Source organism: Nocardioides immobilis (assembly GCF_003515065.1).
GTDB classification, from domain to species: Bacteria; Actinomycetota; Actinomycetes; order Propionibacteriales; family Nocardioidaceae; genus Nocardioides; species Nocardioides immobilis.
The window spans coordinates 200,305-224,336 of the sequence record NZ_QXGH01000013.1 but is presented as its reverse complement, the minus strand read 5'-3'; the positions used below and the strand labels follow the sequence as shown (position 1 = coordinate 224,336).

Sequence of the window (24,032 nt, the reverse complement as noted above, 5' to 3'; positions counted from 1 at the left end):
GGACCAGCCGGTCAGCCCCGTCACCCGACCTTGAGCTCGAGGCCCTGCTCGGTCCGGTCCACGACGACCGTGCCGCCGTCGGTGACCGTCCCGGCGAGGATCGCCTTGGCGAGCTGGTCGCCGATCGCGGTCTGGATCAGGCGACGGAGCGGGCGGGCGCCGTACGCCGGGTCGTAGCCCGCCTCGGCCAGCCACTCCTTGGCCGTGTCGGTGACCTCGAGGGTGATCCGTCGTACGGCGAGCCGGCCCTCGAGGTGGCGAAGCTGGATGTCGACGATCTGCTCCAGGTCCGCCTTCGACAGCGCGTCGAAGGTGACGATCTCGTCGAGCCGGTTGAGGAACTCCGGCTTGAAGTGCTGCCGGACCAGGGCGAGCACCGACTCCTTCTGCTTCTCGGGGTCGAGCGTCGGGTCGACGAGGTAGTGCGACCCGAGGTTGGAGGTGAGGATCAGGATCGTGTTGCGGAAGTCGACCGTGCGGCCCTGGCCGTCGGTCAGCCGGCCGTCGTCGAGCACCTGCAGCAGGATGTCGAAGACCTCGTGGTGGGCCTTCTCCACCTCGTCGAGGAGTACGACGGAGTACGGCCTGCGCCGTACCGCCTCGGTCAGCTGGCCGCCCTCCTCGTAGCCGACGTAGCCCGGAGGCGCACCGACCAGGCGCGCTACCGCGTGCTTCTCGGAGTACTCGCTCATGTCGATCCGGACGATCGCGCGCTCGTCGTCGAACAGGAAGTCCGCGAGCGACTTGGCGAGCTCGGTCTTGCCGACACCGGTCGGGCCGAGGAAGAGGAACGACCCGGTCGGCCGGTCGGGGTCCGCGATCCCGGCGCGCGCCCGCCGTACGGCGTCGCTGACCGCGCGCACCGCGTCGGCCTGGCCGATCAGCCGGCTGCCGATGACCGACTCCATCTCGAGCAGCTTGGCGGTCTCGCCCTGCAGCATCCGCCCGGTCGGGATGCCGGTCCAGGCCTCGACCACCTCGGCGACCTGCTCGGCCCCGACCTCCTCGCCGACCAGCTTGTCGTCAATGTCCGCCTTCTCCGCGGCCTCGGACTCCGCGATCCGCCGCTCCATCTCGGGGATCCGGCCGTTGAGGTACTCGCCGGCCTTCGCGAGATCGCCCGCGCGGTAGTAGCGGTCGGCCTCGACCCGCAGCTGGTCGAGCTGGCGGCGCAGCTCGCCCTCGCCCTCGAGCGAGGCCTTCTCCCGCTCCCAGCGGGCCTCGAGCGCGCGCAGCGACTCCTCCTTGTCGGCGAGGTCGGCGCGCAGGGCCTCGAGGCGCTCGACGGAGGCGTCGTCGCTCTCCTTGGCGAGCGCGAACTCCTCCATCTTCATCCGGTCGACCTGCCGGCGGAGCTGGTCGATCTCCTCCGGGGAGGACTCGATCTCCATCCGCAGCCGGCTGGCTGCCTCGTCGACGAGGTCGATCGCCTTGTCCGGCAGGTTGCGGCCCGTGATGTAGCGGTCGCTGAGGGTCGCGGCGGCCACCAGCGCGGCGTCGGTGATCCGCACGCCGTGGTGCGCCTCGTACTTCTCCTGGATGCCGCGCAGGATCTGGATGGTGTCCTCGACCGACGGCTCGCCGACGAAGACCTGCTGGAAACGGCGCTCCAGGGCGGGGTCCTTCTCGACCCGCTCGCGGTACTCGTCGAGCGTCGTCGCGCCGATCATGTGCAGCTCACCGCGCGCCAGCATCGGCTTGAGCATGTTTCCGGCGTCCATCGCGGAGTCGCCGCCGGCGCCCGCGCCGACGACGGTGTGCAGCTCGTCGATGAACGTGATGACCTGCCCGCCGGCGTCCTTGATCTCCTCGAGCACGGCCTTGAGCCGCTCCTCGAACTCGCCGCGGTACTTCGCACCCGCAACCATCGCCGCCAGGTCGAGGCTCAGGACGCGGCGGCCCTTCAGTGAGTCCGGCACGTCGCCCGCGACGACCCGCTGGGCGAGTCCCTCCACGACGGCGGTCTTGCCGACGCCGGGCTCGCCGATGAGCACCGGGTTGTTCTTGGTACGGCGCGACAGCACCTGGACCACGCGACGGATCTCCGAGTCCCGGCCGATGACCGGGTCCAGGCGGCCCTCCTCGGCGGCGGCGGTGAGGTCGACGGAGTACTTCTCCAGCGCCTCGTACGTCGACTCCGCCTCCTGCGAGGTGACGCGGCGGTTGCCGCGCACGGCGCTCAGCACGTCACGCAGTCCGGCCTCGGTCAGCCCGGCGTCGGTCAGCACCTTCTTGGCGCTGCTCTCGACGGTCGCGAGGCCGATCAGCAGGTGCTCGGTCGCGACGTACTCGTCCTTCATCGACGTGGCGAGGTCGAGCGCCTGCGCCAGCACCCGGGTGAGCGCGGCCGAGCCGGCCGGCTGCTGCACGGTCGTCCCACTGGCCGACGGCAGCGCGTCGCGCTGGGCGACAGCGGCGCTCACGAGGGCGGACGGGTCGGCCCCGGCCTTGGCGATCATCGAGGCTGCCGTGCCACCCTCCTGGAGCAGCAGCGCGACGAGCAGGTGGATCGGCTCGGTGCTGCTGTTGCCGGCGGTGGTCGCGGCGAGCTGGGCTGCCTCGATCGCCTCCCGGCTGCGAGTGGTGAACTTGTCGGCCCCGAACTGGCTCATGTGGTGGCTCTCCTCCGGACGTCGGTTGGTCTGATCGTGGCGCGTCCGGCCTCGGGCCGCATCCCCCAGGGATCACGGGCCGGACGTCCACCCTTTCCAACGTCGGCAAAGTTGAGTCTGTTCCACTCAAGTTTGCGAAACCTGCGCACGAACCGTCGCATCGTCGCGAACGGCCGCCGGGCGGTGGGTGAGGACGCCGCCGAAGGCCAGCAGCATGAGCACCGAGGACACGGCGTCGGCCTCGGGAACGATCGCGGACCCGACGAAGCCGACGAGCACCGAGCCGACCCCGGCGACGACCGTCCACATCGGGGCCAGGCCCGCCCGGACGAGCCCACCGATGAGCAGCGGAAGGCCGAGGAAGCGACCCGGCAGGTAGAGCAGGAAGACGACGAGCAGCGCTGCGCTCTCGTTCATGCGCTCGATGGTCGGGATCGCCGACGCGGCGTCGCCCCCCACCACCGGCTCGAGGACCAGGTTGCTGGCAGCGAGTGCCGCGGTTCCGATCAGGCCGGCGCCCATCAGCACGATGCCGGCCGTGGTGAGTCCAGCGCCTCGCTTCCCGACCCGGCCGCTGAGAGCGCCGATCCCTGGGAGCAGGACGGCCGCGCCGAGCATCGTCAGGGTCCAGCCGACGAGCCACGCGGTCGGCGCCTCCGCCACCGCCTCAGCCATGCCCTTGGCGCCGTCGCCGCCCTCGGGCTTGACGAGGTCGTCGACGGTCAGGAGAAGGGATCCGAGGACGAGGCCGGCGAGCGCGGCACGGTGTCGCAGTGTGGTCGTGGTCATGACTACCTCCAGGTCGTGGTGATGATGCGGACGACGCTAGGAAGCCGCGCGGGTGTCGTCGTCCGGCGAAGGACCCATTCGGCCTCCCCACAACGGCTGACTGCGGATCCACGAGTCCACCGGATTGCGGATGTACGGCGCCCCGCGCGGCCCTATCGTCGAGACGTGGATTCCTCCCGGCTGCCACGGATGTCGGACGCACTCGTGCCCGGCTGTCTCGGGCTGCTCGGTGTGGTCGAGGTCGTCCGCGTGGAGGAGCTGGCCGAGGCGCCGGCCCTTCCGCTCGTCGTCACCCTGCTGATGTGCGCGGGTCTCGTGGCTCGTCGGATTGCGCCGCTGCCGACTGCGGTGCTCACCGCGCTGCTGTTCGCGACGTACCCGGTGATCGACCGCGGGCAGGCGGAGAGCCTGATCCAGGCGCTCGCACTGCTGGTGGCGGCCTACGCCGTCGCTGCGTACGCCACCATCCGTCCTGCCGTCGTCGCCCTGGCGATCCTCGTCGCCGCCGGCGCGATCCGGAGCCTGCTGATGGACTACGACCTGGGCTCCGTCGTCGTCAACAGCATGTGGGCGGTGCTCGCCTGGGCCGTGGGGCGCGGCATCCACGAGCGCGACCGTCGTACGGAGATGGCCCAGCTCGCGGCGGCCGAGTCCGAGCGGCTCAGGGACGCCAGTGAACGCGAGGCCACGCGCTCGCCGAGCGCCGTCGCATCGCGCGGGAGCTGCACGACGTGGTCGCCCATGCAGTGACGGTCATCGTCGTGCAGGCCCGCGGCGGCCGCCGCTGGATCGACAGCGACCCCGAGGAGGTACGACGCGCACTCGACGCCATCGAGGCGACAGGCACGGAGGCGATCAACGAGCTGCGCCGGATGCTCGCGCTGCTCGACGATCCAGGCGACGGCGCCGCTCCCGAGACCGTCCGGTCCGGCCCCGCAGAGCTCGGCGCCCTGGTCGAGAGGGTGCGAGCCGCCGGCCTGCCGGTCGAGCTCGAAGTCACCGGACAACCGTCGCTTCGGGTCGCGAGCATCGACGTGTCGGCGTACCGCGTCGTGCAGGAAGCGCTGACCAACGCCCTGCGGCACGGTGACAAGTCGCCCGCGCGCGTCGTCGTGCACTACCTGCCGGGCGGCATCGACGTGCGGGTCGACTCGGCCGTCGGGTCCGCTTCGGCCCCGGGCACGGTCGGCACCGGACGAGGGCTGGCCGGGCTGCGCGAGCGGGTCCGTCTCACCGGTGGCTCCCTGGACATCGGCGTCGACGACGCCGGTCGGTTCGCCATCCACGCCGTACTGCCGTTCGAGGGCCAGCCGGCATGATCCGCGTCGTCATCGCCGATGATGAACGGCTGATCCGCAGTGGACTGCGGCTGATCCTCACCGCGGAGCCGGACATCGACGTCGTCGCGGAAGCCGCCGACGGCGTCGAGGCGGTCGAGGTCGTCCGCCGCGAGAAGCCGGACGTCGTGCTGATGGACCTCCGGATGCCACGGATCGACGGCACGGAGGCCACCCGAAGACTCATGACGGTCCTGGAGCCGCCCCCCGCGGTGCTCGTCGTCACGACCTTCCACGCCGACCTCGAGGTCCAGTCCGCGCTGGCCGCCGGTGCGACCGGCTACCTGCTGAAGGACGCCCCCGAGGCGCGGATCCTCGCCGCGGTCCGTGGCGCCGCCCAGGGAGCCACCGTTCTCGATCCCGCCGTCTCCCGTTCGCTGATCGCGTCCGCTGTGCCGCCCGAGGCTTCCGCACCTCCCGCCGACCTCGACACACTCACCGCGCGCGAGCTCGAGGTGCTGCGTCTCGTGGCGCAGGGCCGGTCCAACCGGGCGATCGCCTCCGCGCTGTTCCTGGGCGAAGCCACGGTCAAGACGCACGTGGCGCGGGTCCTCACGAAGCTGGGTGTCGAGACCCGCGGCGAGGCGATCGTCGCGGCCTACGAGTGCGGTCTGGTGAAGCCTCGGCCGCCCGGGTGACCGGGCGAGCTCCACTCAGCTCTGGGACTCTCCGGCCAGCTCGCCGACGACCTCGCGGAGCGTGGGCAGCAGCAGGTGGTAGGCGTCCTCGGTGAGGTGGACGCCGTCGTCGACGAACGCGCGCGACCCGAGCGGGGCGAGCACCGCAGGGGTGTCGACGACCGCGCTCCCGGTCTGCTCGGCCGCGGCAGCGAGCGCGTCGCCGTACGCCTGCATGATCACCTCGACGTGCCCCGGCAGGCCGACGACCCGGTCCCGGTCGACGCCCGGAGTGGTCATCACGACGCGCCCGCGCACCGGGAGCAAGGCGAGGAGAGCAGCCGCGCGGCTGCCGAAGTCGGCGGCCGCGAGCCCGCCGAAGGCGGCGTCGTTGGTGCCGACCGACACCACGACGACGTCGTCGGCGCCGAGCTGCGCGACCGCCGCCTGGGTGGGCAGGTCGTCGACCGTCGAGCCACCGACCGCAGCGTTCAGCACCCGGTCGCCGAGCATCCGCAGGTAGGGCTGGGCGTAGGCGAGATGACTGTCACCCAGGAGCACGATGCGCACGGGGCACACCCTGCCACTAGTCCGATTCGATCTCCGGGGGCGTGCCGTGCTCAGGGAGCGCCGGGCTCTGCGCGAGCTGCTCGTCGACCAGGGCCGACCGCACGAACTCCTCGCCGAACGGCGTGAGGTGGATGCTGCGCCGGACGACCTTGACGAACTTCACCGAGTGCATCGCCTCGAGCACGTCCGGCTGCGCCTCGAGCACCTGGTACTCGAGGTGGTCGCGCAGCGGCTCGCGGGAGAACCAGATCAGGCCGAGCCGGTACAGGTTGTTGAGGTACGACGGCACCTGGTCGAGGTAGCGCAGGCCCGCGCGGGCCCCGACCATGTTGAGACCGGGGGCGATGAGCTGGCTGCTGACCATGCCGACCGGCCCGCCGGTCCGCACGTCGACGCTGGCCTGCGGGCCGTTCTTGAGGAGCATCACCAGGATCCGTGCCTCGTCGGGCGCCATCTCGTCGAGGATCCGGTCGAAGGCGGGGTGCCGGTCGTCGGTCGCCCACACGTCGCGCGACTTCTCGAGCAGCTCCTGGCCGCGCTCCCGCAGCGACGTCGCCCGCACTGCGGTCACCTGACCGCCGACGACCCTACCGTTGTCGCTCGACGACGGCCGCGACGTCGGCCCCGGTACGACGCCGCCCAGCGACTCGCCGGCCCGGAGGAGGGCGGTGCCGACCGGCACGCCGTCGGCCACCTGGCGCGCGATGTCGCCGACGGTCCCGACGACCGAGCCGACCTCGCGGATCAGCGCCACAGCCTCGTCGCGGTTGGTCGCCGCACGGCCGACCCGGCGCCAGTTCCGGGCGGTCGTCCGCAGGCCCCAGCCGGTCGTGTTGATCGCAGCCGTGGCGGCAACCCGTGCCAGGCCCGGCAGGGAGTCGACGACCTGCCCGTTGCCCGTCGGCGCCGGCAGGTTGGGGAGTCCGTCCTTGTCGAGGTTCTCAGTCATCGTCACTCAGCATCGTCTCTCGTGATCACGGGGGGAAGCCGGGGATCCAGCCCCAGTTGAAGAGCCCAAGGTGGATGATCCCTCCGGCGGCGCCCATGATCGCGCCGTGGGCGTAGAGCATCCACTCGTCCTCCTTGATCGCCGAGCGCATCATCTCGACGAAGTCCCGGGGCGGCAGCTCCTTGGTGCGCCGTGCGATCAGGACCTTGATCTTCTCCGACTGTCTCTTGCTGAAGACGGGGTCGCGGAACGGCGTGATCGTGCGACCCACGGCCTCCATCGCGAAGGACTCGCGGATGTTGTCGAACTTCTCGGCGCCCACGACGACCCGAGCCGCGCCGCGGAGCGGGCCGGCTGCCTTGTCGATCGCCGGTCGCATCGCGGTGGCGATCATCTGGCGGGTGCGGTCGCCACGCGGACCGTCCATCAGGAAGTCGCCGATCCGCTCCAGCGTGATCACGTCGTCGGCGATGATCCCGGCGTAGACCTCGGCGCACTCGTCCTGGCGGCGCAGGAAGAGGCCCTGCATCTTGATGCCGAGGATCCGCTTGGGCTCCGGCGGCTCGAAGATCAGCCACATGCCGAGCGCGTTGGTGACCCATCCGACGATCACGCCGAGCAGCGGCAGCAGCCACCAGATGTGCCAGGTCTGGTCGACGATCGCGACCGGGATACCGAGCAGGAAGCCGAAGATGAAACCGAAGAGCACCATCATGTTGAGCTCGCGCTGACCGACGTCCTTGAACACCCGGACGACCAGGTCCGGGTTCTTCCGGAAGTGGTCGATGACCATGATCTTCGGGTCGAGCAGCTGGTCGATGTGCACACCGATCTCGTCGGTGATCGTCGTGACGACACCGGGGAGCTGGGCCTGGACCCGCGCGATGACGCCTGCCTTCACCGGCGCGGGCAGGTCCCGCCACAGCTTCGGGTGCTCGCTCATCATCACCTGGTCGACGATGTCCGGCAGGTCCGGCTCGAAGACGCTGACGATGTGCGCGGCGATCTCGTCGGGCTCCAGCTGCGCATAGAACTCGGCCGGCGTGCCGAGCTTCGCGATGACCTTGTCGACGGCGATGCTGCCCATCTTGGCCGCGCGCGCCGGGACGATGCCCTGCCAGCCGACGCGACCGAACGGGATGCCGGGCACCTCTTGGAGCTTCCGCGGGATCACGGTCGCGACCTCACGGAGCCCCGGCACCTTGAAGCCGTAGAACCTGACCGGGCTGAAGAGCATCCACAGGCCGGACCAGTTGATCAGCCAGCCGATGGTGCCGGTGAAGAACGGGATCGAGATGAATGCGAACCAGTCGACGCCGTGGGTGCCGGTGAGCTTACCGCTGGCCCAGTCCTCGAAAAACTGCAGCACTGCATCCATACGCACCCCTGTCCGCCGATCGAGTCACCCCATGTAGTAACCCGAACGTTCACCGAGTGCCCTGAGGGTAGTGCCTGCCGTGGCGCCCGGCACCCGCATCCGCGCAACGGACTGTCGCAGATAAATCGCGCCCCCGCCGAAGTGTCAAGGTTGGTCGGCCGAAGTGTCACTCTTGGTCGGTCGAGGGGTCAGCGCGGGTGTCATCTCGAGCAACCCAGATCGACACTTCGCGCGACCAACCTTGACACTTCGCGGGGCGTCAGTGGTTGCGGCGCCAGACGACGATGGACTGGGAGGGGGTCGGGGGACGCAGGGCGGGGAGCTTGTCCGACGCCGGCCTCGCGGCGAGCGCCTGGCGGAGCGCCTCACGGGTGGCCTCGAGCTCGGCGAGGAGCTCGTCGCGGTGGCCCCGGAGGGTGGCGACGGCGGACTCGAGCTCGAGGATCCGTCGTACGCCCTCGATGCCGATGCCGGAGCTGGTGAGCTCGGCGATGACCCGCAGGTGCTCGATGTCGCGGTAGGAGTAGCGCCGACCCCCGCCGGGCGTGCGGCCGGGCGTGATCAGGCCCATCCGCTCGTAGGTGCGCAGGGTCTGGGGGTGCAGACCGCTGAGCTCGGCGGCGACGCTGATGACGAAGACAGCCGCCTCGGGAGGCGGTGGCTCAGCACCCGGTAGACGGCGGGTCGGCATGGTCGATCAGCCCTCGACCTGCTCGAAGAGCCCCGCCCGCAGAGGCGTGTCGGCGGTGGCGGCGGCGTACGCCTCCAGCGCCTGCCGGGCCTCGTCGCTGAGGTGCGCGGGGACCTGGACCTCGACCGTCGCGAGCAGGTCGCCGCGAGCGCCGTCCTTCTTCGGCGCGCCCTTGCCGCGCACCCGGAAGGTGCGCCCGTTGGGCGTGCCGGGCGGGATCTTGAGCGTGACCGCCGGGCCGCCCATCGTCGGCACCTTCACGGTCGCCCCGAGCGTGGCCTCGGTGAACGAGATGGGTACGTCGATGGTGAGGTTCTCGCCCTTGCGCCCGAAGACCCGGTCGGGCGTCACCTTCACCGCGACGTAGAGGTCGCCGGCGGGGCCACCACGCTCCCCCGGCGCGCCCTTCCCCCGCAGCCGGATCCGCTGGCCGTCCTTCACACCGGCCGGGATCTTCGCCCGGATGGTGCGGGCGGAGCGGCCGCGACCGGTGCCGTGGCAGGTCGGGCAGGCCTCGTCGTAGACGAGCTGGCGACCGCCGCAGGCCGGGCAGGTCTCGTTCATGGAGAACGCCCCGCCGACGGAGGCCACCACGAACCCGGTGCCGTCGCACGTCGGGCAACGGTGCGGGCTGGTGCCGGGCTTGCCGCCGGTGCCGGAGCACGTCGCACACGCCGTGTCGGAGGCGATCGGCAACGAGACGGTCATGCCCTCGAGTGCGTCGGCGAAGCTGATGGTCGTCGACGTCTCGAGGTCGGCGCCGCGCGCCGGGCGTGGCTGCTGCCGCCGACCGCCGCCGCCGCCGAAGCCGATGAAGTCGCCGAAGAGGTCGCCGAAGCCGCCACCCCCGCCCGCGCGGTCGCGCAGCAGGTCGTCGATGTTGACGCCGCCCGAGAACCCGCTTCCCCCGGCCGGGAAGCCCCGACCGGACGCGAACAGGTCGCGGGCCTGGTCGTACTTCTTGCGCTTCTCCGGGTCGCCGATGACGTCGTAGGCCTCGGCGACCGACTTGAACTTCTCGTGCTTGGCGGCGTCGTCGGGGTGCGAGTCCGGGTGGTTGGCGCGCGCGAGCTTGCGGTAGGCCTTCTTGATCTCGTCCGTGGACGCGGTCTTGGCGACGCCCAGCTCCTTGTAGAAGTCCTTGGTCGCCCAGTCCGAACGGATGCCGTCCGTGTCACTCATCGCACACCTCCTTCACTCCTGCACTCATCCCCCGCTGATCACTCTCCCGCGGGATCGACCACCAGGACCTGCGCGGCGCGCACGACCCGGTCGCCGATCTTGTAGCCCGACTTGGCCACGACCTTGCACGTCGTCACCTCGACCTCAGGGTCGGTGCCGATGTGCGACAGGGCCTCGTGGATCGTCGGGTCGAACGCCTCGCCGACGGCGCCGAACTTCACCAGCCCCAGGCCGGTGACCACGCGGTCGAGCTGCTCGGCCACGGCCTTGAGCCCGCCCTCGAGCGGCTCGTGCTCGCGGGCCCGGTCGATGGTGTCGAGGACGTCGATGATCGGCGTGAGCGCGGCGTACGTCGCGTTCTCGCGCACCAGCTCCCGGTCCCGGTCGACGCGGCGCTTGTAGTTGAGGTACTCGGCCTGGAGCCGCTGGAGGTCGAGCGTGCGCTCCTCGAGCGCCATCTTCGTCACCGCCAGCTCATCGGCCTCGGCACTGACCTCGACCTCGGACTCGGCCGCCATCTCAGCGGCCTCCACGCCGAAGCCGGAGGGAGCCGGAGCAGGCGTGTCCTCGACCTCCTCCGGAGGAGGAGCCACCGTCTCCTGCGGCTCCTCCTCGGGGGTGTCGTCCGCCGACGTGACCTGGTCGTCGGTCACTTGGCGTCGTCCTCGGAGCCGGGCTCCTCGTCGACGATCTCGGCCTCGACGACGTCGTCGTCGGCCTCGCCCGTCGCGCCCGTGCTGCCACCGGCCGCTGCGGCGTCCGCCTCGGCGGCGGCGTACATTGCGGCACCCATCTTCTGGCTGGACTCACCGAGCTTGGAGATCGCGGCGTTGAGCTCGTCGACGGTCGCCTCGGCGTTCTCGAGGACCTTCTTGAGCTCCTCCAGGTCGGCGCTGACCTCGGTCTTGACGTCGTCCGGGATCTTGTCGCCGTTGTCGGCGAGGAACTTCTCGGTCGTGTAGACGAGCTGGTCGCCCTGGTTGCGGACCTCGACGACGGCGCGACGCTGCGCGTCCTCCTCGGCGTACTGCTCCGCCTCGCGGACCATCCGGTCGATGTCGTCCTTCGACAGCGCGCTGCCGCCGGAGATGGTCATCGACTGCTCGCGACCGGACGCCTGGTCCTTCGCGGAGACGTGGACGATGCCGTTGGCGTCGATGTCGAAGGTGACCTCGATCTTCGGCACGCCACGCGGCGCCGGCGGGAGGCCGGTCAGCTCGAAGTTGCCGAGCGGCTGGTTCTGCGCCCACATCTGGCGCTCGCCCTGGGCGACCTTGATCTCCACCGACGGCTGGTTGTCGTCGGCGGTCGTGAAGATCTCGCTCCGCTTGGTCGGGATCGTGGTGTTGCGCTCGATGAGGGTGGTCATCACGCCGCCCTTCGTCTCGATGCCGAGGCTGAGCGGGGTGACGTCGAGCAGCAGCACGTCCTTGACCTCGCCGGCCAGGACACCCGCCTGCAGGGCGGCGCCGACGGCGACGACCTCGTCCGGGTTGACGCCCTTGTTGGGCTCCTTGCCGCCGAGCAGCTCCTTGACGACCTCGGTCACGGCCGGCATCCGGGTGGACCCACCGACGAGGACGACGTGGTCGATCTTGGAGATCGGCACGCCGGCGTCCTTGAGCACCGACTGGAAGGGCTTCTTCGTGCGGTCGAGCAGGTCGGCGGTGAGCTTCTGGAACTCCGCGCGGGTGAGCCGCTCCTCGAAGTGCAGCGGGCCGTTCTCGCCGTGGGTGATGTAGGGCAGGTGGATCGTGGTCTCGCTCGAGGAGGACAGCTCGATCTTCGCCTTCTCGGCGGCCTCCTGGAGGCGCTGCGCGGCGATCTTGTCGGCCGCGAGGTCGACGCCGTTGTTGTCCTTGAACTTCTTGACCATCCACTCGACGACCCGGTTGTCCCAGTCGTCGCCACCGAGGTGGTTGTCACCGCTGGTGGCCTTCACCTCGACGACGCCCTCGCCGATCTCCAGCAGGGACACGTCGAACGTGCCGCCACCGAGGTCGAACACGAGGATCGTCTGGTCCTCGCCCTTGTCGAGGCCGTAGGCCAGCGCGGCCGCGGTCGGCTCGTTGACGATCCGGTCGACCTTCAGGCCCGCGATCTCGCCGGCCTCCTTGGTCGCCTGGCGCTGCGCGTCGGAGAAGTACGCCGGCACGGTGATGACCGCGTTCGTGACGGTCTCGCCGAGGTAGGCCTCTGCGTCGCGCTTCAGCTTCTGCAGGATGAACGCGCTGATCTGCTGCGGCGTGAACTTCTTGTCGTCGATCTCGGTCGTCCACGACTCACCCATGTGGCGCTTGACCGAGCGGATGGTGCGGTCGACGTTGGTGACGGCCTGCCGCTTGGCGACCTCCCCGACGAGGACCTCGCCGTTCTTCGCGAAAGCGACGACCGACGGCGTCGTCCGCGCTCCTTCTGCGTTCGGGATCACGGTGGGCTCGCCGCCCTCCAGGACCGCGACGACGCTGTTGGTCGTCCCGAGGTCGATGCCGACAGCACGTGCCATGGTGTTGCTCCTCTGTTGCTCTGTGCGAGACCCTGGACCCGGCGTTCGATATCGGGGATCCAGGCAAGTTAGTTGAGTCTTGTTGACTCAAGTCTGACACAGGGTGCAACGGCAGGAACAGGCGGGGTTGTTCCCGCTCAGGAGGGGAACCTCGGCGGGACCTGCTGGCCCTTCCCGGTGAGCGTCGGGACGATCTCGCCATCGATCTCGAGCGGCTCCGGCGGCGGCTGGTCGTACCACCACTGGACGCCGACCCGGACCAGCTCGAGGAAGGCCGGGTCCTGGGCGACCGCGAGCATCTCCTCGTCGGTGATGCCGGGCAGGTCGTTGCCGGACAGCTCGTCCCATCCGAGCTCGCTGAAGCCGAGGCGGGCGGACACGTCCGCGTTCATCACGTGCAGCTCGGTGCCGAACGACCAGTCATCCGGGATGTTGTCCGGATCGTGCTCGGGGATGGTGATCCGCTCGCCCTCCTCGAACGGACCCGCGTTGCCGGGCGGCATCAGGCCGGTCTCCACGACCGCGAACCAGCCGTCGCCGTACTCCAGGTCGCTGCAGGAATGGAGCTCTCGTGCGGCGTCGATCGCGGCACAGGAGTGGGCCTGGTAGCGCACCGGGTGCTCCGACCGGTGCCAGCCCGAGACACCGAGGTCGAGCTGGAGCTGCGGGCTGCCCCCGGAGGTGCCGAACATCTGGACGTCGAAGTCGGACTCGATCGGCCGGACCTCGCCGTACCGCGCCGGCAGCGCGGCGCTCAGCGCCTCGGCGACCGCCCGCTCCCACTCCTGCTCCGTCACGTGCCCGTCGGCCAGCGGGTCCCAGGCGGGGGCCGCGCTCGTCGTGTCGGCGACCTTCAGGTCCTCGTCCGTCGGGGAGGCCTCGTCGCCTGCGGCGAGCACGCCGGTCGCAACCGCGCCTCCCACCACGGCCGCGACGGCCAGGGCCGCACCACCCATCGCCCGGCGGCGCCGCAGCGAGGTGGCACCCCGGGACGCCGCCTCCGGCACCAGGTCGGGCCCGGGGCCGAGCTCGTCCAGCTCGCGCGCGAGACGCGCGCGCAGTTCGTCGGTCGGGATGCTCATGACAGTTCCTCCGCTGCAGGTGTGGATGTGCGTTCGGCGAAGGCATCCCCGAGCAGGTCCCGCAGCCGGTCGAGGCCGCGGCTCGCGGTGGACTTGACGTTGCCGCTGCTGCAGCCGAGAGCAGCCGCGGTCTGGTCGACGGTCAGGTCCTCCCAGTAGCGGAGCACCACCACGGCCCGCATCCGCGGCGGCAGGGCCGCGATGGCCTGCCGCACGGTGAGCGCCTGGGCCGGGTCGGGCTCGGCCCGACCCGGGTCGATCGGCCGATGGAGCTCCGCCTCGCGGCGCTCCTTCCGCCGGCCGTCGAGGAACGTCCGGACCATCGTCCGCTGGGCATAGGCCCCCGGAGTGTCGATCCGCGGCCAGGCGACGTACAGCTTGACCAGCGTCGCCTGGACCAGGTCACGTGCGGACTCGGCCTCGCCGGTGAGGAGCACGGCCTGCCGGAACAACCGCTGCTGCGCCTGTCCGGCGTACGCCGTGAACTCGTCGGCCCTGGCTCGACGTCCCATGGTGACCGTCATTCTCCACCTCGTCCGGCCCTCGGCTGTTGGTTTGCCTTCCACCCAGTTCAGAGGGCTGTCGCCCCGGATCGGTTGCGTGGCAGGCTCGACGGATGGCGGATCGGCCCCGGCTCGGGCGTCGCGAGCTCGTCGGCGGCGCGGCCGCGGCGGCCGCCGGGACCCTCGCGGGTTGCCGGCGGGTCCGCCCGGACGACGCGCGGACCGCGCCCGCGATGGCAGCGGTCCGCCACCTCGCAGGCGTGATCGGACCGCGGCCGGGCACGGCGCCGTCGTACTTCCGGGCCGCGGACTGGGTGACCGCGCGGTTCGGGCGGCTCGGCTGGCAGGTCGACCGCCAGCGGTTCCCGGTGCCGGGCGGGCTGTCGTGGGGCGAGCCGGTGGACGCGGGCGACTCGCTCAACGTCATCGCCCACCGGGGCGACGTCCGCGCGGGAGCTCCGTGGCTCGCGGTCGGCGCGCACCTCGACACCGTGCCGCAGTCGCCGGGCGCGGAGGACAACGCGTCGGGGATCGGCGTCCTGCTCGCGGTGGCGCAGGCCGTCACCTGGCGCCGTACCCGGCTGCCGGTGGTGCTGATCGCGTTCGGGGCCGAGGAGCCGCGCGGGCCGACGGACGATGACCACCACTACGGCTCGCGGGCGTACGTCGACCAGCTCACCCCCGAGCAGCGCCGGTCACTGCGCGGGATGGTGTCGCTGGACCGGGTCGGCGTCGGCGACGCCGTGGTGATCGGCAGCGCTGAGGACGCCGACCCGCTGCGCGACGAGCTGGTCGCCGCCGCGGAGCGGGCAGGAGCGCCGTACGTCGTCGAGAGCGGCCAGCGCTCGAGCGACCACTGGTCGTTCGTGCGGGACGGCCTGCCCGGCGTCCGGCTCGGGAGCACGCCGTACGCCGGCTACCACTCGCCGGGGGACGTGGTCCCCGTGGTCGACCCGCGCCAGCTCGAGCGGGCGGCGCGGGTGGTGGTCAGCTGGCTCTGAACGGGCCGGTGGAGGCGCTCCAGACGTCGCCGAGGACGTCGGCCGCCCGCTCGCCTGCGACCTCACGCGGGGCGAAGTCCGCGGGGTCCATCGCGTAGGGCACCAGCCGGAACGCCTTCAGCTCGCCGTCCCACCAGGTCGTCTCGAGCACGACACCCTCGAGCGTCTGCACCGGCGACCTCATGTCGAAGACGAAGTTGCCGAGCGAGTGCAGCACCGGGACCCCGTCGACGGCGTCGACCCCCTGCACCCAGTGCGGGTGGCCGCCGGCGACGAGGTCGGCGCCGGCCGCAACCAGCTCGCGGGCCACCTCGCGCTGGATCGGCTCGGGCGTGTGGGTGTACTGAGTGCCCCAGTGCGGGAGTACGACGACCGCGTCGGCGTCCTCCCCGGCCTGACTGACGATCCGGGTGACCCGCGCCAGGTCGGCGCGCACCAGCGGCCCGGTCCGCGGCGGCATCCGCACCGACAGCGCGCCGGGGCCTTCCGACGTCGCCATCGGCGTCTCACCGATGGCGTTGAAGCCGACGAAGGCGAACCGCGTGCCGCCCGCCTCGAGGACGGCCGGTCGGCTCGCCTCGCGGACCGTCGGGCCGGCACCGAACGGGACGACCGGGCTCGACGCCAACGTCGCGACGGTCTCGACGAGTGCGGTCGTGCCGTAGTCCCCGGCGTGGTTGTTGGCGAGCGAGAGCGCGTCGAAGCCGGCCCCGCGGAGGATCGGCACGAGCGCCGGGCTGCCGCCGAAGGAGTCGCCGCCCTGGGTCGGCTCCCCGTTGGTCGACAGCGTGCTCTCGAGGTTGCCGACCGTCAGGTCGGCGCTCCGCAGGAGCCCGCGCATCGGCGCCAGCGCCGCCACCGGGTCGGGTACGCCGCGCACCAGCATCAGGTCACCGGTGATGGTCACGGTCACCGCGTCCGGGTGGTCGCGGACCGGGTCGACCCCGGCGACCATCGCGGTCACCACGGTCGGCACGACCGCGTCGAGCGGAACCACCGCGATCGTGCGCGGGTCACGCTCGACCGCGCGCACCGCCCGCTCCGCGTCGTCGCCCTCCCCGCCGACCAGCACCCGCAGCCCCCGCCAGCGCCGGACCTGCCCCTCGAGGAGCCGGTCGGCCGCCCGTCGGGTCAGCCGGAGCTGGGGCCGGGTGGCGTGGCCGACCACGGCCAGGTCGTCCGGCGAGGTGGCGATCATCCCGCTGGGGCTCGGCGGTCCGGCGGCCGGCGAGCTGCCGCCCTGCACCGGGTCGTCGTCTTCAGCGGTGCAGCCGGCGACGAGGATCAGGCTGGACGCGACGAGCAGCCGGAGTACGTCGTACCGTCGCGGCCGCGCCATGGACCCACCGTACGGCGACGCGGCCCCCGCGACACCCCAGCAGGCTCAGCCGACGGTGACGGTGACCGCGTTGGACGAGTCGCCGGTGGCGCTGTCGACCACCCGGAACTTGTTGACGCCGGTCTGCGCGGACTGCACGTAGGTGTTGAACGTCTCGTTGCTCACCGAGAGGGTCGCGTTGAAGTCGACCCACTGGCCGCCCTCCAACCGCTGCACCTGGAGGATCGCGCCCTCCCCACCGGGGTAGATCCCGGAGAGGTCGATGCGCTCGAAGTTGCCGACCGCGGTCTGCCCCGCCTGCAGCGTGATGGCCTTCTCGGACTTCGCGGTCTCGGACTCGGTGGCCTCGGTCTCCGCGGTCTCGGTGTCCTCGGTCTCCTCGGTGTCCTCCGTCGCCAGCGTGAGCTGGGGGCCGTTGGCGGCCGTCTTCGAGGGCTTCGGGATGACCGCGGACTCGAGCTCGGTGGAGTCGGCGGACCCCGAGGAGTCGCCGCCGATGCCGAGGATGCGGGTGCCGACGAGGGCGACGCCGCCCAGCACCAGCCCCACCGCGAGCGACACCGCGAGCAGCGCGACGAGACCGGACACCACCGGGTTGTCGGGCTTCTCCTGCTCGTCGCTCACCGCGCCATTGTCACGGACCGGCCCAACCGTGGCGAAATCCGTGCCTCAGAACCCTCGGGTCCATACGACCTGCTCGTGCAGCCGCCGCGACCGCCAGCCGGCCTCGGTGCGGGTGAACGTGTGGTGGTAGAGACCGCCGACCTCCACCAGGCGCTCGCCCCCGGAGCCGTCGCTGATGAGCATCGGGTTGTGGAAGTACGCCGTCACCCGGGCCTCGTCGCGCGTGTTGGCGAACGAGATCGCCACCTGGCCGAGCGTGTGCATCCGCTTCTTCGAGAAGGCAGGGAGGTTCTCGGCGAGCCAGGGCTTGACCTCCGGGAACGCCGCAGCGATCCCGCCGGACTCGGTGTAGTCGATCTGCGCGTCCGGCGTGAACACGCTGTCCAGCCGGTCCCACTCGCCGGTGTCGACCGCGATCGTGTAGCGGATCAGGGCGTCGTTGATCTGGGTCCGGTCGCTCAGCTCGGCCACGTCGATGGGGTCCATGCCCTCACCCTCTCAGCGCGGGTCGAGGATCACGACGGGGATCTCCCGGTCGGTCCACGCCTGGTAGTTCTCGAAGTCGGCGTAGAGGTCGACCAGCCGCGGCCAGAGGGCGGCGCGCTCCTCGGGCGTCGCCTCGCGGGCGCGCACCTCCCGGCGCCGCTCCCCCTTGAGCGCGACCGCGGTGTCGGGGTTGGCCATCAGGTTGTGGAACCACTGCGGGTTCTTGGGCAGGCCGCCCTGCGAGGCCACGATCACCAGCCGGTCGCCGTCCTCGAGGTAGAGCAGCGGGGTCGTGAACTCCGTGCCGCTCTTCCGCCCGACATGGTCGAGCAGCAGCACCGGCACCGGCTTCTTCCAGCCGGCGCCGATCCGCCACTTGCTGCCGATCCGACCGTTCGTGAGGCGGTAGACCGGCACGTGGGCGCGGGCCATGAGCTTGATGACCTTCGCGGTGACGGGCGAGTCGAGCCCGTTGGGCTTCTCCTTCGGCATCCGCCCACTCTGGCAGATTTCTAGAACACGTTCTAGTGTGGGCCCATGCGTTTCTCCTTTGCCGAGGGCATGACCCAGGCCGCGTACTACGCCCCACTGGCCCAGGCGTGTGAGGCCGCGGGCTACACGTCGATGACGATCGCGGACAGCCTGATCTACCCGCAGGAGTCCGACTCGAAGTACCCCTACACCGACACGGGCGACCGCGAGTTCCTGCTCGGCAAGGAGTTCATCGAGACCTTCATCCTGTGCGCGCACCTGTTCGCGGTGACCGAGACGCTGCGGCTCACGCCGTTCGTCCTCAAGCTGCCGGTACGGCCGCCCGTCCTCGTGGCCAAGCAGGCCTCGTCGCTCGCGTTCCTGTCCGGCAACCGGCTCGGGCTCGGCGTGGGCCTGTCGCCGTGGCCCGAGGACTTCGCGGCGCTCGGCGTCCCGTGGGAGAGGCGTGGCAAGCGGATGGACGAGTGCATGGACATCCTGAAGGGCCTCACTCAGCCGGGCGAGGAGCCGACGTTCTTCGGCTACCACGGAGAGTTCTTCGACATCGAGCCGCTGCAGCAGTGCCCGGCCCCTACGAAGAAGATCCCGCTGCTCGTCGGCGGCCACTCCGACGCCGCGCTGCGGCGCGCCGTGCGCAAGGGCGACGGGTGGATGCACGCCGGCGGTGACGGCGAGGAGCTCGACCGGCTGCTCACGCGGCTCGCAGAGATCCGCAGGGAGGAAGGAGACACCCGGGAGGACTTCGAGGTCCACGTCATCTCCTACGACGCCTACTCCCCCGACGGCGTGAAGCGGCTCGAGGACAAGGGCGTGACCGACTGCATCGTCGGCTTCCGGATCCCCTACATCAAGGGTCCCGACACCGAGCCGCTGGAGACGAAGATCAAGCACCTCGAGCAGTACGCCGAGAACGTCATCGCCAAGACTCAGTCATGAGGAGGGCGGCATGAGCGAGGCCTACGGCCTGACCAAGGTGCTCGCCGACGCGATCGCGGAGGCCGAGGAGCTGATCGCGAACGCGCCGTTCATCAAGACCGAGGCGGACCGGCTCGAGGGCTATGAGTACCTCAGCGGCCGGATCCGGATGGCGTTGCAGACGGCGTTCGACTACGACCTCGAGCAGCCGTTGTTCGTGAACCCGACCCACCAGTTCTCACGGCAGGGACTCGACAACCCGGACGCGGTCTACTTCAACGCCTACCTCCGCGAGGGGGTCGAGTACGTCGTACGCGGCCGTCGTGGCACGTCCGCCGACCTGTCGTTCCAGGTGATGGGCGGCGCCTACACCGCCACCAGCGCGGCCACCAGCCTGCTGGCCTTCGACGACCGCGAGCTCGAGATCGCCCCCGGCGGGACCTTCGAGTTCACCTACGTCGCCGAGCCGGGCGCGAAGACGATGATCGTGCGCGAGGTCTTCAACGACTGGGAGCGCGAGGAGCGCGGCACGCTCACCATCGAGCGCCCCGACACCCTTGGCCGGCCGCGGAAGCCGCTGACCCGCGAGCTCCTGCAGAAGAAGTACGACGTCGCCGCCCGGTCGCTGATCGGCTCGATCCAGACCTGGTTCGCCTTCCCCCAGTTCTTCCAGTACAAGGAGCCGGTCAACACCCTGACCGTCCCGGCATCGACCCCGGGCGGCCTGGCCTCGCAGTTCTCCTCGATCGGCCACTACGAGCTGGCCGAGGACGAGGCGATGATCGTCTCGGTGCCGCGGTGCGACGACTGCACCTACCAGGCGATCCAGATCGGGTCGGACTGGTACGCGTCGACCGACTACGAGACGCACCAGACCTCGCTGACCAAGGCGCAGGCCTACACCCAGGACGACGGCGTGATGCGGTTCGTCATCTCCGAGCGGCCGCCGCTCCGCGGCGCGCCCATCGCCAACTGGCTGGAGACCACCGGCCACCGCACCGGCCCGATCATGCTGCGCTGGCAGCGCCTCGAGCGCGCCCTCACCGCGGCCGACGGGCCGACGGTCGAGGTCGTCAAGCTCGCCGACGTACCAGCGATGCTCCCCGGGCTCACTCCGCTCACCGACGAGGAGTACTCCGCCCGGATCACCGCGCGCCAGCGGGCCGTGGCCCGCCGGATGATCAGCTGAGGGTCAGCGCGGGATCCAGTCGAAGACCTCGGGGTTCGGGCCCTGACGACCGGCCTCGCCCTTGTCGAGCGCGGCGAGCGCCGCGATCTCGTCGGCACTGAGGGCGAAGTCGAAGACGTCGAGGTTCTCGGCCAGCCGCTCCTTGCGCAGCGACTTCGGGAACACGATGTCGCCGCGGTCGAGCGCCCAGCGGAGGAGGACCTGCGCAGGGGTCTTGCCGTGCGCGTCCGCGACGCCGGTGACGACGGGGTCGGTGAGCTCGCCACCGCCCTGGCCCAGCGGGGACCAGGCCTGGACGTGCGCGCCGTGCCGGGTCGTCGCCTCACGAACGGCCTCGTTGCCGAAGTAGGGGTGGACCTCGACCTGGTTGACCGCGGGCACCACGCCGGTGGCCGCCACGATCCGGTCGAGGTGGTCGGGCTGGAAGTTGGAGACGCCGACGGAGGTGGCGAGGCCCTCCGCGCGGAGCTCGACCAGCGCCTCCCACGTGGAGACGAAGTCGCCGCCGTACTGCGTGGGCAGCGGCCAGTGGATCAGGAACAGGTCGACCTTCTCGAGGCCGAGCTTGTCGAGGGAGACCTTGAGCGACTCGCGTGCGGCCGCCTTCTCGTGGTTGTTGTTGTTGAGCTTGGTCGTGACGTAGAGGTCCTCGCGGGCGAGCCCGGAGCCCGCGATGGCCGCGCCGACCCCCTCCTCGTTGCCGTACATCTGGGCGGTGTCGACGTGGCGGTAGCCGAGCTCGAGCGCATCGGCGACGACGCGCTCCGTCTCGGCGGCGGGCACCTGCCACACACCGAGGCCGTACTGCGGGATGGACGTGCTGTCGTTGAGGGTGATCCGAGGGGTGCTCACACGTTGCTGCAACGCGGCTCGTTGGTCCCTATTCCCGCCGTGCCGGTGTGCGATCCTCCCGGCATGACGGAGCGCATCGCACTCGACCTGCCGGACGGCCGGGTCCTCGACGTCCAGGTCAGCGGGCCGGCGGACGGCACCTTGATCATCTGGCACCACGGCACTCCCGGGTGTAGCTACCAGGGCCGCGAGAAGCAGCGGATCCTCCACAGCCGGGGCGTGCGCTACGCGAGCTACAGCCGCGCCGGCGCTGCCGGCTCGACCCGGAACGAGGGGCGCACGGTCGCGGACGTCGCGGCCGACATGGCCGCGATCGCCGACCACCTCGGCGCCGACCGGTTCCTCACCGGCGGCCAGTCGGGCGGCGGCCCGCACGCGCTCGCGACCGGCGCCGGCCTGCCCGACCGGGTCCTCGCCGTCCTTGCCGTCTGCTCCGTGAAGCCGTACGTCGGCCAGCCTGACTTCCTCGACGGCATGGGACCCGACAACGTCGAGGAGTTCACACTGGCGCTCCAGGGTGAGGCGGCGGTCATGCCGTTCCTGCAGAAGGAGCGAGCGGGGATCCTCGGGGCCGACGCCGAAGGAGTGATCCGGACCCTCGACAACCTGCTTCCCGACGTCGACCGGGCGGTGCTCTCCAGCGAGGTCGGGGAGGACATCATCCGCAACCTCCAGGGTGGCGTCCAGGAGCTCTACGGCTGGTGCGACGACGACCTCGCGTTCACGAAGGAGTGGGGGTTCGAGCTCGAGGAGATCCGGGTGCCGACGTACCTGTGGCAGGGCAGCGCGGACCTGATGGTGCCCTTCCACCACGGCGAGTGGCTGGCCGCGCACATCCCCGGCGTGGTGCCGCACCTCGAGCAGGGCGAGGGGCACCTGTCGATCCAGGTCCGGCTGTTCGAGCAGATGGTCGACGAGATCCTGGCGCACCTGCCGCGCTGACCGGAGCGCGGGATCCGCTGGCGCAAAACTGGAACACGTTCTAGTCTGGCCCGGTGATCCCCCTCCTGACTGACAAGGTCATCGTCCTCTCCGGCGTCGGGCCCGGCCTCGGCCGGGCGCTCGGCGAGCAGGCCGCACTGATGGGCGCCGACCTGGTGCTCGTCAGCCGCACCGAGCGCCGCCTCGAGAAGATGGCGGCGCTCGTGCGCGAGCACGGGCGGCGCGCGCTCGTCGTACCGACCGACATCACCGACGAGGACTCGCGGCGGCGCCTGGTGGACGCGACGCTCGAGGAGTTCGGCCGCGTCGACTGCCTCATCAACAACGCGTTCGGCATCCCGCCGATGGATCCGATCACCACCCTCGAGCTCGACGGGCTGCGGGCGGCGCAGGAGACCAACGTCTTCGCACCGCTGCGGCTGTCCGCCCTCTTCGCCGACGCCCTCGCGGAGAGCAAGGGGTCGATCATCATGCTCAACTCCTGCGTGGTCTACAGCAGCCAGCCGGAGTACTCCGGCTACAAGCTGTCCAAGGGCACCCTCGAGCACCTCGCCTCATCACTCGCGACCGAGCTCGGTCCGCGCGGGATCCGGGTCAACAGCGTCGCGCCGTCGTACATCTACGAGGACGTCAACAAGGCCTACTTCGACTGGATCGCGCAGGAGACCGGGCGCACCCACGAGGAGGTCTACGCGGAGAAGGCCGAGCCCACCGACCTCAAGCGTCTCGCCACGCCCGACGAGGTTGCCAATGCCGCGCTGTTCCTCGCCAGCGACCTCGCGTCCGCGGTCACCGGCGTGATGCTCAACGTCGACTGCGGCGAGTTCCACGTATGAGCGAACCGCGCCAGCGGCCCGACGTCGGGTCGTACGACGACATCGCCGCGGCCGCCGTACGGACGACCGGGCTGACCGACTTCGGCGGCACCGCGCACGAAGAGGGATTGCGGCTGCTGGTCGAGGACCTGGCGTCGCCGGAGGCGGGGCTGACGCCGGTCGGCAACTACTTCCACCGGGCGCAGGTGAAGAGCGCGCTGGTGGGGCGGCTGATGACCGAGGCCAGGTTCGCGGAGTTCCCGCAGCACGCCGAGGTCCCGATCGACCGCCCGATCTTCGTGGTCGGCCTCCCCCGTACCGGCACCACCGCGCTGCACCGGCTGCTCTGCGCCGACCCCGGCCACCAGGGCCTGGAGCTGTGGCTGACGGAGTTCCCCCAGCCGCGGCCTCCGCGGGAGACCTGGGAGTCGGACCCGATCTTCAACGCGATGCAGGACGCGTTCCGGCAGCACCATGTGACGAACCCCGAGTTCATGGGGATCCACTACATGGACGCCACCTCGCCGGAGGAGTGCTGGCGGCTGCTCCGCCAGACCGGCAAGTCGATCTCGTACGAGTCCCTGGCCAACGTCCCGCGCTACTCGAAGTGGCTCGCCGACCAGGACTGGACCGACGCCTACGAGCGGCACCGCCGCAACCTGCAGCTGATCGGCCTGCACGACCAGGAGAAGCGGTGGGTGCTCAAGAACCCCTCGCACCTGGTCGCCCTCGACGCCCTGATGAAGGTCTACCCGGACGCGCTCATCGTCTGCACCCGCCGCGACCCGGTCACCTCCATCGCCTCCGCCTGCTCGCTGTCGGCAGAGGCCACGGCGGGGACGTCGACCACGTTCGTCGGCGAGACGATCGGTCGGACCCAGCTCGGCATGCTCGAGCGGTCGTGGCAGCGGTTCACCGAGGCCCGGCAGCGGTACGACGCCGCCCAGTTCGTCGATGTCGACTACCGCGGGTTCGTGGCTGATCCGGTCGGCACCGTCGCCGGCATCTACGACGCGTTCGGGATCGAGTGGAGCGACGCGGCGCGCGCCGAGGTCGCCCGGATCGACGCCGAGTCGCGCACCGGTCAGGCCCGCCCGTCGCACCGCTACGACCTCGCCGACTACGGCCTCACCGAGGAACAGGTGCGCGCGGCGTTCTGAT

The 24,032-nt window shown here is 70.9% G+C and carries 25 protein-coding genes; 9 read left to right on the top strand and 16 right to left on the bottom strand.

Translation table 11 applies throughout. The features are described 5' to 3' along the window. Positions 1-20: 20 nt before the first annotated feature. Positions 21-2,612, bottom strand: coding sequence for an ATP-dependent chaperone ClpB (gene clpB / locus D0Z08_RS09845; protein WP_118925061.1), 2,592 nt, complete (start codon positions 2,610-2,612; stop codon positions 21-23). Positions 2,613-2,738: 126 nt separating this feature from the next. Further along, entirely contained in the window at positions 2,739-3,401 is a 663-nt protein-coding gene (locus D0Z08_RS09840; RefSeq protein WP_118925060.1) for a hypothetical protein, read from the bottom strand. A gap of 165 nt (positions 3,402-3,566) precedes the next feature. On the opposite strand from D0Z08_RS09840, the gene D0Z08_RS09835 reads away from it, so the two are divergent. From D0Z08_RS09835 to D0Z08_RS09825, 3 genes are read left to right on the top strand one after another with little or no spacing between them, the layout of a single operon-like run. After that, positions 3,567-4,151, top strand: a complete 585-nt coding sequence (locus tag D0Z08_RS09835) for a DUF7134 domain-containing protein (protein ID WP_147381386.1) — start codon at positions 3,567-3,569, stop codon at positions 4,149-4,151. Continuing rightward, positions 4,133-4,720, top strand: coding sequence for a sensor histidine kinase (locus D0Z08_RS09830; protein WP_118925058.1), 588 nt, complete (start codon positions 4,133-4,135; stop codon positions 4,718-4,720). Before D0Z08_RS09835 ends, D0Z08_RS09830 begins: the two co-directional genes overlap by 19 nt. After that, positions 4,717-5,376, top strand: a complete 660-nt coding sequence (locus tag D0Z08_RS09825; RefSeq protein WP_118925057.1) for a response regulator — start codon at positions 4,717-4,719, stop codon at positions 5,374-5,376. Before D0Z08_RS09830 ends, D0Z08_RS09825 begins: the two co-directional genes overlap by 4 nt. Before the next feature lie 15 nt (positions 5,377-5,391). On the opposite strand, the gene D0Z08_RS09820 is transcribed toward D0Z08_RS09825, so the two are convergent. From D0Z08_RS09820 to D0Z08_RS09780, 9 genes are all read right to left on the bottom strand, one after another. Next, positions 5,392-5,925, bottom strand: coding sequence for an SGNH/GDSL hydrolase family protein (locus D0Z08_RS09820; protein WP_118925056.1), 534 nt, complete (start codon positions 5,923-5,925; stop codon positions 5,392-5,394). A 16-nt stretch (positions 5,926-5,941) separates the two neighbouring features. Beyond that, positions 5,942-6,874: an Abi-alpha family protein gene (locus D0Z08_RS32620; RefSeq protein WP_147381385.1), complete on the bottom strand. Its 933-nt coding sequence runs from the start codon at positions 6,872-6,874 to the stop codon at positions 5,942-5,944. Positions 6,875-6,899: 25 nt separating this feature from the next. Continuing rightward, positions 6,900-8,252 carry a DUF445 domain-containing protein gene (locus D0Z08_RS09810; RefSeq protein ID WP_118925054.1) on the bottom strand — a complete coding sequence of 451 codons (1,353 nt, stop codon included), beginning with the start codon at positions 8,250-8,252 and terminating at the stop codon, positions 6,900-6,902. Between the two features lie 259 nt (positions 8,253-8,511). Next, positions 8,512-8,943: a heat shock protein transcriptional repressor HspR gene (locus D0Z08_RS09805; protein ID WP_118925053.1), complete on the bottom strand. Its 432-nt coding sequence runs from the start codon at positions 8,941-8,943 to the stop codon at positions 8,512-8,514. Positions 8,944-8,949: 6 nt separating this feature from the next. Then, a complete protein-coding gene (dnaJ, locus tag D0Z08_RS09800; RefSeq protein ID WP_118925052.1) occupies positions 8,950-10,125 on the bottom strand; it encodes a molecular chaperone DnaJ in 1,176 nt (391 codons plus the stop codon). Positions 10,126-10,163: 38 nt separating this feature from the next. Continuing rightward, positions 10,164-10,778 carry a nucleotide exchange factor GrpE gene (grpE, locus tag D0Z08_RS09795; RefSeq protein ID WP_245993832.1) on the bottom strand — a complete coding sequence of 205 codons (615 nt, stop codon included), beginning with the start codon at positions 10,776-10,778 and terminating at the stop codon, positions 10,164-10,166. Beyond that, on the bottom strand, positions 10,775-12,631 hold the full coding sequence (gene dnaK, locus D0Z08_RS09790; protein WP_118925051.1) for a molecular chaperone DnaK: 1,857 nt from the start codon (positions 12,629-12,631) through the stop codon (positions 10,775-10,777). Before dnaK ends, grpE begins: the two co-directional genes overlap by 4 nt. A gap of 137 nt (positions 12,632-12,768) precedes the next feature. Continuing rightward, positions 12,769-13,713, bottom strand: coding sequence for a hypothetical protein (locus tag D0Z08_RS09785; RefSeq protein WP_118925050.1), 945 nt, complete (start codon positions 13,711-13,713; stop codon positions 12,769-12,771). After that, positions 13,710-14,237 (bottom strand): SigE family RNA polymerase sigma factor, encoded by a 528-nt coding sequence (locus tag D0Z08_RS09780; RefSeq protein WP_245993830.1) that lies wholly within the window; start codon positions 14,235-14,237, stop codon positions 13,710-13,712. The genes D0Z08_RS09785 and D0Z08_RS09780 overlap by 4 nt, the downstream gene beginning before the upstream one ends. Positions 14,238-14,329: 92 nt before the next feature. Between D0Z08_RS09780 and D0Z08_RS09775 the strand changes: the two genes are divergently transcribed. Beyond that, positions 14,330-15,217, top strand: a complete 888-nt coding sequence (locus D0Z08_RS09775; protein ID WP_118925049.1) for a M28 family metallopeptidase — start codon at positions 14,330-14,332, stop codon at positions 15,215-15,217. Here the strand turns inward: D0Z08_RS09775 and D0Z08_RS09770 are convergent. Genes D0Z08_RS09770 through D0Z08_RS09755 form a run of 4 tightly spaced genes read right to left on the bottom strand, consistent with a single transcriptional unit; the run spans position 15,204 to position 18,158 of the window. After that, on the bottom strand, positions 15,204-16,556 hold the full coding sequence (locus D0Z08_RS09770) for a CapA family protein (RefSeq protein WP_118925048.1): 1,353 nt from the start codon (positions 16,554-16,556) through the stop codon (positions 15,204-15,206). The genes D0Z08_RS09775 and D0Z08_RS09770 overlap by 14 nt on opposite strands. A gap of 45 nt (positions 16,557-16,601) precedes the next feature. Then, on the bottom strand, positions 16,602-17,180 hold the full coding sequence (locus D0Z08_RS09765; RefSeq protein ID WP_118925047.1) for a hypothetical protein: 579 nt from the start codon (positions 17,178-17,180) through the stop codon (positions 16,602-16,604). Between the two features lie 45 nt (positions 17,181-17,225). Next, positions 17,226-17,666 carry a nuclear transport factor 2 family protein gene (locus tag D0Z08_RS09760; RefSeq protein ID WP_118925046.1) on the bottom strand — a complete coding sequence of 147 codons (441 nt, stop codon included), beginning with the start codon at positions 17,664-17,666 and terminating at the stop codon, positions 17,226-17,228. Positions 17,667-17,678: 12 nt separating this feature from the next. Beyond that, positions 17,679-18,158 carry a nitroreductase family deazaflavin-dependent oxidoreductase gene (locus D0Z08_RS09755; protein ID WP_118925045.1) on the bottom strand — a complete coding sequence of 160 codons (480 nt, stop codon included), beginning with the start codon at positions 18,156-18,158 and terminating at the stop codon, positions 17,679-17,681. Positions 18,159-18,203: 45 nt separating this feature from the next. Here D0Z08_RS09755 and D0Z08_RS09750 point away from each other — a divergent pair, with 45 nt between their 5' ends. Both D0Z08_RS09750 and D0Z08_RS09745 read left to right on the top strand, forming a co-directional pair. Beyond that, a complete protein-coding gene (locus D0Z08_RS09750) occupies positions 18,204-19,094 on the top strand; it encodes a TIGR03619 family F420-dependent LLM class oxidoreductase (RefSeq protein WP_118925044.1) in 891 nt (296 codons plus the stop codon). 10 nt (positions 19,095-19,104) lie between these two features. Continuing rightward, complete coding sequence (locus D0Z08_RS09745) at positions 19,105-20,262, top strand: hypothetical protein (RefSeq protein WP_118925043.1); 1,158 nt, start codon at positions 19,105-19,107, stop codon at positions 20,260-20,262. A gap of 3 nt (positions 20,263-20,265) precedes the next feature. Here D0Z08_RS09745 and D0Z08_RS09740 read toward each other — a convergent pair whose 3' ends face one another. Next, a complete protein-coding gene (locus D0Z08_RS09740; RefSeq protein ID WP_118925042.1) occupies positions 20,266-21,114 on the bottom strand; it encodes an aldo/keto reductase in 849 nt (282 codons plus the stop codon). 63 nt (positions 21,115-21,177) lie between these two features. Between D0Z08_RS09740 and D0Z08_RS09735 the strand changes: the two genes are divergently transcribed. The 3 genes from D0Z08_RS09735 to D0Z08_RS09725 are packed head-to-tail and all read left to right on the top strand — an operon-like array spanning position 21,178 to position 24,031. After that, positions 21,178-22,056, top strand: a complete 879-nt coding sequence (locus D0Z08_RS09735) for an alpha/beta fold hydrolase (RefSeq protein ID WP_118925041.1) — start codon at positions 21,178-21,180, stop codon at positions 22,054-22,056. 53 nt (positions 22,057-22,109) lie between these two features. Next, a complete protein-coding gene (locus D0Z08_RS09730) occupies positions 22,110-22,892 on the top strand; it encodes an SDR family oxidoreductase (protein WP_118925040.1) in 783 nt (260 codons plus the stop codon). Continuing rightward, the gene (locus D0Z08_RS09725; protein WP_118925039.1) at positions 22,889-24,031 is read left to right on the top strand and encodes a sulfotransferase family protein; all 1,143 of its coding nucleotides are present in this window, start codon (positions 22,889-22,891) and stop codon (positions 24,029-24,031) included. The genes D0Z08_RS09730 and D0Z08_RS09725 overlap by 4 nt, the downstream gene beginning before the upstream one ends. Position 24,032: the final 1 nt, after the last annotated feature.

What these genes read in the sequence shown, in the direction of transcription:
- clpB (WP_118925061.1), bottom strand. Translation starts at nt 2,612, where the DNA reads ATGAGCCAGTTCGGGGCCGACAAGTTCACCACTCGCAGCCGGGAGGCG.
- D0Z08_RS09840 (WP_118925060.1), bottom strand. Translation starts at nt 3,401, where the DNA reads ATGACCACGACCACACTGCGACACCGTGCCGCGCTCGCCGGCCTCGTC.
- D0Z08_RS09825 (WP_118925057.1), top strand. Translation starts at nt 4,717, where the DNA reads ATGATCCGCGTCGTCATCGCCGATGATGAACGGCTGATCCGCAGTGGA.
- D0Z08_RS32620 (WP_147381385.1), bottom strand. Translation starts at nt 6,874, where the DNA reads ATGACTGAGAACCTCGACAAGGACGGACTCCCCAACCTGCCGGCGCCG.
- D0Z08_RS09810 (WP_118925054.1), bottom strand. Translation starts at nt 8,252, where the DNA reads ATGGATGCAGTGCTGCAGTTTTTCGAGGACTGGGCCAGCGGTAAGCTC.
- D0Z08_RS09805 (WP_118925053.1), bottom strand. Translation starts at nt 8,943, where the DNA reads ATGCCGACCCGCCGTCTACCGGGTGCTGAGCCACCGCCTCCCGAGGCG.
- dnaJ (WP_118925052.1), bottom strand. Translation starts at nt 10,125, where the DNA reads ATGAGTGACACGGACGGCATCCGTTCGGACTGGGCGACCAAGGACTTC.
- dnaK (WP_118925051.1), bottom strand. Translation starts at nt 12,631, where the DNA reads ATGGCACGTGCTGTCGGCATCGACCTCGGGACGACCAACAGCGTCGTC.
- D0Z08_RS09785 (WP_118925050.1), bottom strand. Translation starts at nt 13,713, where the DNA reads ATGAGCATCCCGACCGACGAACTGCGCGCGCGTCTCGCGCGCGAGCTG.
- D0Z08_RS09780 (WP_245993830.1), bottom strand. Translation starts at nt 14,237, where the DNA reads ATGACGGTCACCATGGGACGTCGAGCCAGGGCCGACGAGTTCACGGCG.
- D0Z08_RS09775 (WP_118925049.1), top strand. Translation starts at nt 14,330, where the DNA reads ATGGCGGATCGGCCCCGGCTCGGGCGTCGCGAGCTCGTCGGCGGCGCG.
- D0Z08_RS09770 (WP_118925048.1), bottom strand. Translation starts at nt 16,556, where the DNA reads ATGGCGCGGCCGCGACGGTACGACGTACTCCGGCTGCTCGTCGCGTCC.
- D0Z08_RS09760 (WP_118925046.1), bottom strand. Translation starts at nt 17,666, where the DNA reads ATGGACCCCATCGACGTGGCCGAGCTGAGCGACCGGACCCAGATCAAC.
- D0Z08_RS09755 (WP_118925045.1), bottom strand. Translation starts at nt 18,158, where the DNA reads ATGCCGAAGGAGAAGCCCAACGGGCTCGACTCGCCCGTCACCGCGAAG.
- D0Z08_RS09750 (WP_118925044.1), top strand. Translation starts at nt 18,204, where the DNA reads ATGCGTTTCTCCTTTGCCGAGGGCATGACCCAGGCCGCGTACTACGCC.
- D0Z08_RS09745 (WP_118925043.1), top strand. Translation starts at nt 19,105, where the DNA reads ATGAGCGAGGCCTACGGCCTGACCAAGGTGCTCGCCGACGCGATCGCG.
- D0Z08_RS09735 (WP_118925041.1), top strand. Translation starts at nt 21,178, where the DNA reads ATGACGGAGCGCATCGCACTCGACCTGCCGGACGGCCGGGTCCTCGAC.
- D0Z08_RS09725 (WP_118925039.1), top strand. Translation starts at nt 22,889, where the DNA reads ATGAGCGAACCGCGCCAGCGGCCCGACGTCGGGTCGTACGACGACATC.